Annotated in this window: 11 protein-coding genes; 8 read left to right on the forward strand and 3 right to left on the reverse strand. The window is 70.5% G+C overall.

Annotation, left to right across the window (positions count from 1 at the left end; all coding sequences use genetic code 11):
* Positions 1–108 precede the first annotated feature (108 nt).
* The 5 genes from ACQR3U_RS15385 to ACQR3U_RS15405 all read left to right on the forward strand — a co-directional run bounded on the left by ACQR3U_RS15385 (position 109) and on the right by ACQR3U_RS15405 (position 6,494).
* The gene (locus ACQR3U_RS15385) at positions 109–1,563 is read left to right on the forward strand and encodes a nitrate/nitrite transporter (protein ID WP_064061971.1); all 1,455 of its coding nucleotides are present in this window, start codon (positions 109–111) and stop codon (positions 1,561–1,563) included.
* 29 nt (positions 1,564–1,592) lie between these two features.
* Positions 1,593–4,109 carry a nitrite reductase large subunit NirB gene (nirB, locus tag ACQR3U_RS15390; RefSeq protein ID WP_230810817.1) on the forward strand — a complete coding sequence of 839 codons (2,517 nt, stop codon included), beginning with the start codon at positions 1,593–1,595 and terminating at the stop codon, positions 4,107–4,109.
* An 89-nt stretch (positions 4,110–4,198) separates the two neighbouring features.
* Positions 4,199–4,633: a nitrite reductase small subunit NirD gene (gene nirD, locus ACQR3U_RS15395; protein ID WP_006550251.1), complete on the forward strand. Its 435-nt coding sequence runs from the start codon at positions 4,199–4,201 to the stop codon at positions 4,631–4,633.
* Positions 4,630–5,769 carry a uroporphyrinogen-III synthase gene (locus ACQR3U_RS15400; protein ID WP_230810816.1) on the forward strand — a complete coding sequence of 380 codons (1,140 nt, stop codon included), beginning with the start codon at positions 4,630–4,632 and terminating at the stop codon, positions 5,767–5,769. Before nirD ends, ACQR3U_RS15400 begins: the two co-directional genes overlap by 4 nt.
* Entirely contained in the window at positions 5,766–6,494 is a 729-nt protein-coding gene (locus tag ACQR3U_RS15405; protein WP_024101478.1) for a sirohydrochlorin chelatase, read from the forward strand. The genes ACQR3U_RS15400 and ACQR3U_RS15405 overlap by 4 nt, the downstream gene beginning before the upstream one ends.
* Position 6,495: 1 nt before the next feature.
* Here the strand turns inward: ACQR3U_RS15405 and ACQR3U_RS15410 are convergent, their stop codons facing one another.
* Positions 6,496–8,232, reverse strand: a complete 1,737-nt coding sequence (locus ACQR3U_RS15410; protein ID WP_230810815.1) for an NTP transferase domain-containing protein — start codon at positions 8,230–8,232, stop codon at positions 6,496–6,498.
* 143 nt (positions 8,233–8,375) lie between these two features.
* Between ACQR3U_RS15410 and ACQR3U_RS15415 the strand changes: the two genes are divergently transcribed.
* From ACQR3U_RS15415 to ACQR3U_RS15425, 3 genes are read left to right on the forward strand one after another with little or no spacing between them, the layout of a single operon-like run.
* Positions 8,376–8,789, forward strand: a complete 414-nt coding sequence (locus ACQR3U_RS15415) for a DUF6412 domain-containing protein (protein ID WP_006550255.1) — start codon at positions 8,376–8,378, stop codon at positions 8,787–8,789.
* The gene (locus tag ACQR3U_RS15420; RefSeq protein ID WP_230810814.1) at positions 8,722–9,375 is read left to right on the forward strand and encodes an ABC transporter ATP-binding protein; all 654 of its coding nucleotides are present in this window, start codon (positions 8,722–8,724) and stop codon (positions 9,373–9,375) included. Before ACQR3U_RS15415 ends, ACQR3U_RS15420 begins: the two co-directional genes overlap by 68 nt.
* Positions 9,366–10,730: a DUF6297 family protein gene (locus ACQR3U_RS15425; RefSeq protein ID WP_230810813.1), complete on the forward strand. Its 1,365-nt coding sequence runs from the start codon at positions 9,366–9,368 to the stop codon at positions 10,728–10,730. Before ACQR3U_RS15420 ends, ACQR3U_RS15425 begins: the two co-directional genes overlap by 10 nt.
* Here the strand turns inward: ACQR3U_RS15425 and ACQR3U_RS15430 are convergent.
* Both ACQR3U_RS15430 and ACQR3U_RS15435 read right to left on the reverse strand, forming a co-directional pair.
* Positions 10,689–11,030: an MGMT family protein gene (locus tag ACQR3U_RS15430; RefSeq protein WP_006550258.1), complete on the reverse strand. Its 342-nt coding sequence runs from the start codon at positions 11,028–11,030 to the stop codon at positions 10,689–10,691. The two genes, ACQR3U_RS15425 and ACQR3U_RS15430, sit on opposite strands and share 42 nt — an antisense overlap.
* 3 nt (positions 11,031–11,033) lie before the next feature.
* Positions 11,034–11,819 carry an alpha/beta fold hydrolase gene (locus ACQR3U_RS15435; RefSeq protein ID WP_006550259.1) on the reverse strand — a complete coding sequence of 262 codons (786 nt, stop codon included), beginning with the start codon at positions 11,817–11,819 and terminating at the stop codon, positions 11,034–11,036.
* Between the last annotated feature and the right edge of the window lie 60 nt (positions 11,820–11,879).

Here is an 11,879-nt window from a genome sequence, read left to right on the forward strand (position 1 = left end):
GCCGGGGCCGGGGTGAGCAACTCTTGACGCGACGGTCACCGCGGGCAGCACCGTAGCAACACCCGTTTCCTACCTTGGGGATCAACACGGACCCGAGGAGGAACGGCGATGACGACCTTCATCGAAAAGGAAAGTCTCAGAGACAAATTCGCGCGCAAGCACAACATCGAGCGGTGGGACGCCGAGGATGTGGAGGCGTGGGAGGCCGGCGGCAAGCAGGTCGCCAAGCGCAACCTGATCTGGTCGGTGATCGCCGAGCACGTCGGCTTCTCCGTCTGGTCGATCTGGTCGGTGATGGTGCTGTTCATGCCCACCGAGGTGTACGGCATCGACGCCGCCGGCAAGTTCTTCCTGGTCGCCGTCCCCACGCTCGTCGGCGCGATCCTCCGCATACCCTACACCGTCGCCACCGCCCGCTTCGGTGGCCGCAACTGGACCATCTTCAGTGCCCTCGTACTGCTGATCCCCACCATCGGGGCGCTGTACCTGATGCTGAACCCGGGTCACTCCTACACGACGTTCATGCTGGTCGCGGCACTTGCCGGTGTCGGCGGCGGCAACTTCGCCTCGTCGATGACCAACATCAACGCCTTCTACCCCCAGCGACTGAAGGGCTGGGCCCTCGGACTCAACGCCGGCGGCGGGAACATCGGTGTCCCGGCGGTCCAGCTGATCGGCCTGCTCGTCATCGCCACCGTCGGCAACACCGAGCCCTGGATCGTGTGCGCGGTCTACCTGGTCCTGTGCGCCGTCGCCGCGCTCGGCGCCGCCCTGTTCATGGACAACCTCCGTGATCAGAAGGCCGACCTGCGGGCCATGGGCGCCGCGCTGAAGTTCCGCGACTCGTGGATCATCTCCTTCCTCTACATCGGCACCTTCGGTTCGTTCATCGGCTTCAGCTTCGCCTTCGGTCAGGTCCTGCAGATCAACTTCCTCGCCGGCGGCGACACCCCCGCCCAGGCCGCACTGCACGCCGCGCAGATCGCCTTCATCGGCCCGCTCCTCGGATCCATCTCGCGCCCGCTCGGCGGAAAGCTCGCCGACCGCATCGGCGGCGGGAAGATCACCCTCTACACCTTCGTCGCGATGGCCCTGGCCGCCGCGGTGCTCATCGTCGCCGGCACCCTCGACGACCGCACCACCGGCGCCGCGACCGGCGGTGTGCTGACCGCCATGGTGCTCGGCTTCATCGCCCTGTTCCTGCTCTCCGGGCTCGGCAACGGCTCGGTCTACAAGATGATCCCGTCCATCTTCGAGGCCCGTGCGCAGGATCTCGACGAACTGGATCGCGACGAGAAGGCCGCCTGGTCGCGCAGCATGTCCGGTGCCCTCATCGGCTTCGCCGGTGCCATCGGCGGACTCGGCGGCGTGGGCATCAACCTCGTCTTCCGCGCCTCCTACGGCGGCGAGGCGCAGTCCGCGACGATGGCCTTCTGGGTCTTCGCGATCTTCTACCTCGTGTGCATCGCGGTGACCTGGTTCGTCTTCCTCCGCCGCCCTCACACCACCCCCACGAGCGAGCCGTCCAGCGAGGCTCCCGCCCCGGCCCGCGTCGCAGTCTGACCGATCCCGGCACGAAGAAAGAGAACATCATGAGCCGCAAGAACGTCGTCGTCGTCGGACACGGAATGGTCGCCCACCGCTTCGTCGAAGCCCTTCGCGCCCGCGACGAGCAGAACAGCTGGTCGGTGACCGTGCTCGGCGAGGAGGCCGACGCCGCCTACGACCGCGTGGGACTGTCGTCCTACGTCGGAGCCTGGGACCGCAAGGAACTCGCCCTCGCCGGAAACGACTACGCAGCAGACGACCTCGTCGACCTGCGTGTCGGCACCCGCGCCGTGGGAATCGACCGCGCGGCCCGCACCGTCACCACCGCCGGCGGCGACGTTCTGCCCTACGACAGCCTCGTCCTCGCGACCGGCTCGTACCCCTTCGTGCCCCCCGTGCCCGGCCACGACCTGCCCGGCTGCTTCGTCTACCGCACGCTCGACGATCTCGACGGCATCCGCGCCGCCGCCGAACGCGCCAAGGCCGCCGGCCTCGCCGGCATCGTCATCGGTGGTGGCCTGCTCGGACTCGAGGCCGCCAACGCGCTGCGCCTGCTGGGCGTGACCCCGCACGTCGTCGAGTACAACAACCGGCTCATGCCCGCCCAGGTCGACGAGGGCGGCGGCCGTGTCCTCGACCGTCTCGTCACCGACCTCGGCCTCGTCACCCACACCGGTGTGGGCACCGAGAAGATCGAGGCCGGACCTGAGGCGCTCCAGGTGACCCTGTCCGACGGCTCCGTCCTCGAGGCCGGGCTCGTGATCTTCTCCGCCGGCATCCGTCCCCAGGACGAACTCGCCCGCGAGGCCGGACTCGAACTCGGCGGCCGCGGTGGTGTGCTCACCGACCGCACCTGTCGGAGCATCTCGGACGAGGCCGTCTACGCGATCGGTGAATGCGCGGCCGTCGAGGGCACCTGCTACGGACTCGTCGCCCCCGGCTACAGCACCGCCGAGGTCGTCGCCGACCGGCTCGTCGGCGGCACCGCCGAGTTCCCCGGCGCCGACCTGTCGACGAAGCTCAAACTGCTCGGCGTGGATGTCGCGAGCTTCGGCGATGCCCACGCGACGACGCCCGGCGCCCTCGAGGTCGTGCTGTCCGACTCCGCGAAGGGCACCTACGCCAAGCTCGTCGTCTCCGACGACGCGAAGACCCTGCTCGGTGGCATCCTCGTCGGCGACGCCTCCGCCTACGGCACGCTGCGACCGCTGGTGGGCCGCGAACTGCCGGGTGATCCGGCCACGCTGATCTCCCCGGTGGGGGAGAAGCCGGGCGCCGGCGCGCTGCCCGACGACGCCGAGGTGTGCTCGTGCAACGGTGTCACCAAGGGCGCGATCTGCGGCGCGATCTCCGAGGGCGCCTGCGACATCGCGCAGATCAAGTCGTGCACGAGTGCGGGCACCACCTGCGGCGGCTGCCTCCCGAGCATCAAGCAACTGCTCGCCCAGTCGGGTGTGCAGATGTCGAAGGCCCTGTGCGAGCACTTCGAGCAGTCGCGCGCCGAACTGTTCGAGATCGTCCAGGCCACCGGCATCCGCACCTTCTCCGTGCTCATCGCGCAGTACGGAACCGGACACGGCTGCGACATCTGCAAGCCGGTGGTCGCCTCGATCCTCGCGTCCACCGACTCCGACCACATCCTGCACCCGAAGCAGGCAGGTCTGCAGGACACGAACGACCACTTCCTCGCCAACATCCAGAAGAACGGCACCTACTCGGTAGTGCCGCGCATGCCCGGTGGCGAGTGCACCCCCGAGCAGCTCATCGTGATCGGTGAGGTGGCACGCGATTTCGGTCTCTACGTGAAGATGACCGGCGGTCAGCGCGTCGACCTGTTCGGTGCCCGCGTCGAACAGCTCCCGCAGATCTGGAAGCGTCTCGTCGACGCCGGCATGGAATCCGGCCAGGCGTACGGCAAGTCGCTGCGCACCGTCAAGAGCTGTGTCGGCTCCACCTGGTGCCGCTACGGCGTGCAGGACTCGGTCGGGATGGCCGTCGCCCTCGAATTGCGTTACCGCGGACTGCGATCGCCCCACAAGCTCAAGATGGGTGTGTCGGGTTGCGCCCGTGAATGCGCCGAGGCACGCGGCAAGGACGTCGGTGTCATCGCGACGGAGAACGGCTGGAACCTGTACGTGTGCGGCAACGGCGGCCAGTCGCCCAAGCACGCACAGCTCCTCGCCGGTGGTCTCGACGACGAGACCCTCGTCCGCTACATCGACCGGTTCCTGATGTTCTACATCCGCACCGCCGACCGGCTCCAGCGCACCGCGCCGTGGCTCGACGCACTCGAGGGCGGTCTCGCGCACCTCGAGGAGGTCGTGTGCGACGATGTCCTCGGCATCGCCGACGATCTCGAGGCCGCGATGGCCAAGCATGTCGAGGGCTACAAGGACGAGTGGGCCGGTGTCCTCGAGGATCCGGAGAAGCTGGCGCGGTTCGTCTCGTTCGTCAACGCGCCCGAGCAGCCCGACCCCACGGTCCGCTTCGACGACAGCGGCCCCCGCAAGGTCCCCGTCCTCGTGGGTATGCCGGGCATCGGACCCGGAACCGGGGCGTGACGACCGCTTACCCCGAGGGAACGAGCGGGTAACGCGCTCGAAACACCCGGCACCCACACTTCAGGACAGCAGTTTCAAGGAGGACAGCGATGACCGTCATCGAGACGCACACCGTAGGGGGATCGACGCGCGACAGCGTGTTCGACGGGCGACTGGAATGGACCTCGGCCTGTCCGCTCAGCCATCTCATTCCGGGCCGCGGCGTGGCCGTGCTGCTGCGCGGCGGCGAGCAGGTGGCCCTGTTCCTGCTCGACGACGGAACGCTGCGCGCAGTAAGCAACTTCGATCCGTTCGGCCGCGCCGCGGTGATGTCCCGCGGTATCGTGGGCGACCGGGGCGGAGAGCCCACCGTGGCGTCGCCGCTGCTCAAGCAGGTCTTCTCCCTCGACGACGGCCGGTACCTCGACGATCCGTCGGTGCGTCTGCCCGTCTACGAGGTGCGCGTATGGGCGGGAGTCGTCCAGATCCACAGCCTCGTCCCCCGTGACCAGCGGCACGAGGGGCCGACCGGAGAGGGTTCGTGAGCGACGACAACGTGCCGTTGCGGGGATTCACCATCGGCGTGACGGCAGCTCGGCGTGCCGACGAGTTCGCCACGCTCCTCACCAGGCGTGGGGCCGAGGTCGTGCACGCCCCCGCCATCCGCATCATTCCGCTGTCCGACGACGACGAGCTCGAGCGCGTCACCCGCTGCATCGTCGCGCAGCCCCCGGACATCACGATCGCCACCACGGCGATCGGATTCCGCGGGTGGATGGGTGCAGCGGAGGGCTGGGGATTCGCCGACGACCTCGCGCAGGCGCTCGGCTCGAGCCGGATCCTCGCCCGTGGCCCGAAGGTCACGGGCGCGATCCGGGCCGCCGAACTCCGCGAGGAGTGGTCTCCTTCCTCGGAATCGTCCGCCGAGGTGCTCGAACTTCTGCTGAAGGAGGGGGTCGCCGGCCGCCGCATCGCGGTGCAGTTGCACGGCGAGCGCACCGAATGGGAGCCTGGGACCGACATGTGCGATGCGCTGCGCGCTGCGGGCGCCGACGTCGTGCCCGTCCCGGTCTACCGATGGACGGCCCCCGAGGATCTCACCGCGCTCGACCGGATGATCGAGCAGATCGTCGAACGCGGACTCGACGCCGTGAGCTTCACCAGTGCACCGGCCGTCGCGTCGATGCTCATGCGGGCCAAGGAGACCGGCTGGCTCGAGCCGATGCTCCGGTCGCTGCGGACCGGCGTCACCGCGGTGTGCGTCGGTCCCGTCACCGCGGCACCGCTCACCGAACTCGACGTACCCGTCAGCATGCCCACCCGATCCCGGCTGGGTTCGCTGGCCCGGCACATCGCCGAGGAACTGCCCCGGCGGGCTGTGCGCATCGAGGCCGGCGGTCACGTACTCAGTCCGCGAGGGCGCTGCGTGATCGTCGACGGCACCGTGCGGTGCCTTCCCCCTACCGGGATGGCCCTGATGCGCACACTCGTCGCGCGCGCCGGTCTCGTCGTCTCCCGCGAGGAACTCCTCGCGGCCCTGCCCGGCGGTGGCGGCGACACTCACGCCGTCGAAACCGCGGTCGCCCGGGTGCGCTCGGCTCTCGGCGCACCGGCGATCGTGCAGACCGTCGTCAAGCGCGGCTACCGCCTCGCCGTCGACCCGGAAGGAATGCATCCATGACCGGTACACACGCCGACCCGGCGCTCCTGCTCGTTGCGCACGGCACCCGCAATCCGCGCGGTGTCGACATGATCGCGGCGCTCGCCGATGCCGTCTCCTCCCGCGTCGGCCCCACCCGTGTCGCCTTCGTCGACGTCCTCGGACCGTCGCCCTCGGAGGTCCTGCGCGACACCGGCCGTCCGACCGTGCTCGTCCCCGCCTTCCTCGCCTCCGGCTATCACGTGCACACCGACGTTCCGCGCGAGGTCGCGGCCGGCGGGAACGACGCGGTGACGATCACCCCCGCGCTCGGTCCCGATCCTGCTCTCGCCCGTGTCCTCGTCGAGCGGTTGCGGCAGGCCGGCTGGGTCGAGGGCGACGACGTCGTTCTCGCGGCCGCCGGCTCGTCCGACCCTCGCGCCCGCCACGACGTCCACGTGACGGCCCGCATGGTCTCGTCGCTCGTGCAGACCCCGGTGCGCGTCGGATGGATCGCCACCGGAGAACCGCGGGTCGCGACCGTCGTGGACGAGGTCCGCGCCGGCGGCGCACACCGGGTGTTCGTCGCGTCGTATCTTCTCGCCGACGGTCTGTTCCACCACCGCCTGGCGGAGGTCGGCGCCGACGGCGTCGCTGCGCCGATCGGTGTCGCCGAACCCGTCGTCGACCTCGTGGCCCGGCGCTACCGCTCCGCGGTCGACGCGTTGCGCCTCGCTCCCGTGGGAGCGGCTCGCCACCGCGCCTGAATCAGCGGGGGAGCGGCAGCAATTCGACGCGGTCGCCGTCCACCGCTCCCGGTGGCACCACGGCGATCGCGCTGCGCCCGATGAGGCCGGCGAGATGCGCGGTACGAATCGTGTTGTCGCACAACCATCGTCCCTGCACGTCCTGGCGGGCGGGGAGCAACCGCGTGATGTCGCCGACGACCTCCGAGGCGTTCGCCAGCGGAGCGGTCACAGGAGTCGCCGGTGTGCGGAGGGTGCGGCCGTCGACGATCGCAGGCAGCAGCACCAGCAGCGTCGACACCGCCGCCACCGGATTCCCGGGCAGTCCCAGCGCGGCACGGCCGTCCGGCAGCGTCGCCGCGACCTGTGATCCGCCGGGCTTGCACCGCACCCGTTCGACGACCACCTGCGCGCCGGCCCGCGCCAGCGCACCGCGCAACTGATCGGCGGCGCCACCGCCCGTCGCGCCCACGATGACGATCGCATCGGCATCGGTGCCCGTGAACAACGCATCGAATCCGTCGGCGGTGTCGCGGAGATGCCCTTCACCGACCACCGTGGCGCCGCACCAGCGGACGAAGTCCGGGAGTACCGGACCCAGCGAGTCGCGCGTCTGCCCCTCGCGCAGAGGGCCGGTGCGTCGGATCTCGTCGCCGGTGAGCACTATATGCACCCGTAGAGGACCTCGCACCCGGAGTTCGGTGACCTCACCGCTGGCGGCCGCGGAGGCGACCGCCGGGCTCACGGCGGTGCCGGCCTCGGCGAGGACCGTCCCCGACTCCCAGTCCTCCCCGCGGCGCCGCGCGTCGTCGCGCACGGGCGCATCGGGCAGTCGACTGACGAGACCGCCTTCCATGCGGACGAACTCGTCGCGCACGACGGCGGTCGCGCCGGCCGGCAGGTGGGCGCCCGTCGCAATCCGGGCCGCTTCCCCGTCGCCGAGCGTGAGCGAGCCTCCGTCGCCCGCGTAGCGGATCTCGTTGCGCAACAACCACGGTCCGTCGCCCGCCACCACGTAACCGTCCATCGCCGAGGTGCGGACGCGAGGCAACGCCTCCACCGCGACGAGCGGAGCCGCCAATGTGGCGCCCCGCGCCTCCTCGACCGGAACGGTGCGGGAAGGCAACGGCGACAACGCTTCCCGTAGGATTCTCCGCGCCCGGTCCGGATCGGCGGCCACACGGGCGGTCGCGGATTCGGCGCGCGCCGCCTCCAGATCGGCAGGGGTGTCGCAGTCGGTCGCCTCGGACACCGAGACGGTGACGTACCGCTCGGGCAACAACGCCTTCATGGGCCGGTTCGCGACGTCTCCACCGAGAGAGTCCAGACGCGCGGCCAGCGCCGGTGTCCGCCACGCGGCGAGCAGGAACTGCACCCGGCCGGTGTCGTCCACCGCGAAGGCGGCCTCGGCCGTCGCATCCTCGTTCAGGGCCTCCAGCAGGGCCGCAACCGTCGTCGGTGTGACGAACGGAAGGTCGGCGGCGAGAGTGACCACGAGATCGGCGACCGGATCCGCCGCTGCCAGCGCCGCGACCGGACCCGCGCCGGGCGGTGTCTCCTGGATCTGCAGCACGTGGAGGTCGAGATCGTCGCGGTGCGGACCCACCACCGTCACCCGCGCGCACCCCTCGACCGCGCCCAGGGCGGTGTCGAGCATCCTGCGGCCGCCGACGGTCAGAGCGGGCTTGTCGACGCCTCCCATGCGGGTCGCGCGGCCTCCCGCGACGATCACGGCTTCGACGTGGGTGAGCGTGCTCATGTCTTCATGCTGCCTCATCCGCCGCGCTCGTGATCGTCTGTACTCGCCGTGTCCGGCACCGATCGCACTGCCGTGTTCGGCACCGATCGCACTGCCGTGTTCGGCACCGATCGCACTACCGTGTCGCGGATAGACTGCCGGGTATGTTCTTCGGCTGGCGGAACGGCGCGGCGGTGTTCGTCGTCCTCATGTCCTGGCTCGTCGCCGCGGTCGTTCCGGTCACCGCGGTCTCCACCGGCGACACCGCCGGATTGCTCCTCGGCCTGCTGGTGGTGGTCGTCGCAGCACTCGCGTTCGTCGGCGCCGCGGAGGATCCGCTGTTCGCCTTCGGTCGCAGCATCCGGGGCCCGACCTCCGAGGAACGACGTCTGCGCGGCGGGTTCCGCCGCCACTCCCACCCCGACACCGCCGGACGGCCACGTCCGCGCTCACCCGGTTCCGTCCTCGCCCTCGACACTCCGTCCGACGAGGAACACCGGGAGATTTTCCATGTTCGATCCCTATCCGCACGGCACACCCGCCGTGTCCGTCCGCAACGCCCACCGCTCGTTCGGTGACCTGACCGTCTTCACCGGGGTGAACGTCGACGTCGCCCCCGGCCGATGTTGCGCCGTGATCGGCGCGAACGGCACCGGCAAGTCCACCCTGCTCGGATGCGTCGTCGGCGTCGACCGACTCGACGAGGGCGTTGTCGAGATCCACGGCGTCCCCGTCGACGAGAGCTCGCCGACGCTGCGACGGCAGGTCGCCGCAGTCCTCGGCGACGTGGCGACATTCGCGCATCTCACCGCGCACGAACACCTGCAACTCGTCGCCAGCGGTCACGGCGTGACCGACCCGTTCGACGCGGCGACACAGGTCCTCGAGACGGTCGGTCTCGCCGCGTCGGCCGATCGACTGCCGCTGACCTTCTCGAGCGGGCAACGCCGCCGGCTCGCGCTGGCCTCCGCGCTGGTACGGCCCCGGCGGTTGCTCGTCCTCGACGAACCCGAACAGCATCTCGACGACGCCGGTCGCCGGTGGTTGGCGTCCACACTGGAAGCCGAGAAGCGCGCGGGCGGCACCGTGCTGATGGTCTCGCACGATGTCGCGCTGGTGGACGCGGTCGCCGACCAGGTGGTGGAGGCGGACCGATGGAGCTGACCGGAACCGTCCCCAGCGCGCGCGACCTCCGCGCGCTCCGTCACGCCTTCGAGCGCCGGCGCGCGCCGCTGGTGGATCGTCCGGCCCTCGCTGTGCTGGTCGTCCTCGGCTTGTATGTCGGCGGGGGACTGGCGTGGTGGTTGTTCTCCCTTCCGGCGACGACCTTCGCGTGCGGGGACCCGATCGTGCGCGATTCGGGGTGCACCTCGGCGTGGGGATGGGCCGTCGTCGCGATCGCGGTCGCTGCGGGGACGGCGTCCACCCGGGCCGCAGGTCCGGTGACGTGCGGTACCGAGACGGAGTTCTGGCTGCTGTCCACACCGGTGGATCGCGGTGCGGCACTCCGCCCGAGAGTCGCGGCGCTCCTGATCTGCGGTGCAATCGCGGGTGCTCTCGCGGGACGGTTCGCGACGTTCGTGACCACCCCGGAGGGGCGCGTCGCGTTCACATGTCTCGCTGCCGCTCTCGGTGTCGGTGCCGTCGCCCTTCCGATGCTCGTGCAGTGCCGGGTACTCGTGCCCGCGGTCGTGCGGGTCGTGGTCGGGCTGTGCCTCGTCGCCGTTCCGGGCGTGGTGACGGTCGCCGCCGTCGGCGTCGCGGTGCCACCGCCGGGACCGTTGTTCGTGGTGGGGGCGTGGATCGCCGTTGCGGCACCGGCGGTCTCGGCGTTGCGTCGATGCGACAGGATCGCTGCACCGGAGTGGAGGGTGGGATCGGACACCGCGGTCGGTGTGTCGGCGTCGTTCACGGCACTCGATCCTTCGCTGCTGACAGGCGTGGTCGAACGGAAGGCCTGGTTGCGCATCGGATCCCGCCGCTCGCGGGCCCTGCCGCGCCGCCGGATCGCGGCACTCGTCCGTTCCGATCTGCTCCGCCATGTCCGTAGGCCCACACCCGTGCTCGTCGCGTGCGTGGCGCTGCTCGGTGTCGTGGTGCTGATGTCGGTCGTATCGCCGCCCGCCGCTGTCGTGGTGCAGCTCGTCGCCGTCTTCACCGTGGCGACGATCTTCGGTGCGGGTCTGCGCGACGTGAGCCGCGATCCCGATTTCGCCGTCCTGCTCGGTACGAGCGACACGTATCTGCGTCGCGCACTCTCGGCCGTCCCGGGGTCGGCCGCGGTCGTCGCCGGTGCCGTGACGGGATTCGCCGGGAGTGCGTCGGTGGCGGGCGTCGTGATCGTCATCGTCGGTGGGTGCGCGGCCGCCTATCGGATGCGCACGCGACCTCCGATCGGGTACGACGGTCTGATCCTCGAGACGGCCGTCGGGCAGATTCCGGTCGATCTGCTCCGGCAGTGGGCGCGGGGACCGGACCTACTCGTCGTCTGCGCGTGGCTCGCCGCCGTGCTCGCCTGAGCCCGGCGGGAACCGGTGTCGAGCACGGGTGAGATCGATCCGGTCGCCGGAGATCGGGACGCCCTCGAGTTCGAGACGCGCGAGTTGCCGGCGCGCGAGGTGCGAGGCCGGTCGCCCGGACGCCGGGACCACGCGGTGCCACGGCAGGTCGGCGGAATCGGTCCGCATGATCCATCCGACGGTGCGTGCACTCGACAGGCCCGCGGCACCGGCGATGTCGCCGTAGGTCGCGACCCGGCCTGCGGGCACGGAGGCCACGAGTTCGCGGACCCGCTCGATCTGCTCGTCCGTGGTGACCACCGGCTACACCATCCGGGCCACGAGTTCGGCGGTCTCGGCGGGACGCGCCTGGTCGATCATGTGGTCGCAGTCGAATTCGAGCAGGGTCAGGTCGTCGCCGAGTCGTTCCGCCAGGTCGCGACGGAAATTTGACGTGGTGTACGGGGGTTGCACCTTCCCGGCCTGCACGAAGATCGTCGGGATACCGGCCGGCGGCAGGACGGGTCCGCGGGCCAGCTCGCCCCACGAGGTCACCAGCGCAGGTACGCAGATCCGCCAGTTGACACGCCCCGAGTCGAGTTCGACGAGGTGCTCGGCGATCTCCTCGTCGAGCAACTCGGGGGCCACCTCGCCCCAGTCGCCGTGGACCTTCTCGGCCCGCGCCTCCGCCTCGTCCGTGTAGTCGGGGTTGTGGAGGGTGAGGTCGGCGATCTCGAGCATCCGGTCGGCCGGGAGGCCGATCGCCGGATCGAGGAGTACCAGCGCCCGCACCCTGTCGGGCACCGCGGCGGCGAGATGCAGCGCGAGGGCACCACCGAAGGAGTGGCCCACCACGGTGACGGGACCGGTGGTGTGTGCGTCCAGCACGGCCTTCAGGTCGGCGATGTGCGCCTCGCACGACCACGGGGGAGTCCACGGCGACCGGCCGTGACCCCGGAGGTCCGGAGCGACGAACCGCAGGTGGGGCAGGTGTCGTTCGGCGAGGTTCCGCCAGCGTCGGCCGTGACCGGTGAGTCCGTGCAGGGCGAGGACCTCCGGTCCGTCGACGGGGCCGAACAGATGGGTGTGCAGAAGATCCGTGGCACTCACGCCGACCACTATCCCAGTCGTGACTCCGCGGTGTGCCACGGACGCTGTCGTACCCGTCTG

It is taken from the genome of Rhodococcus sp. IEGM1339 (assembly GCF_050321925.1).
Classification (GTDB): domain Bacteria; phylum Actinomycetota; class Actinomycetes; order Mycobacteriales; family Mycobacteriaceae; genus Rhodococcus; species Rhodococcus pyridinivorans.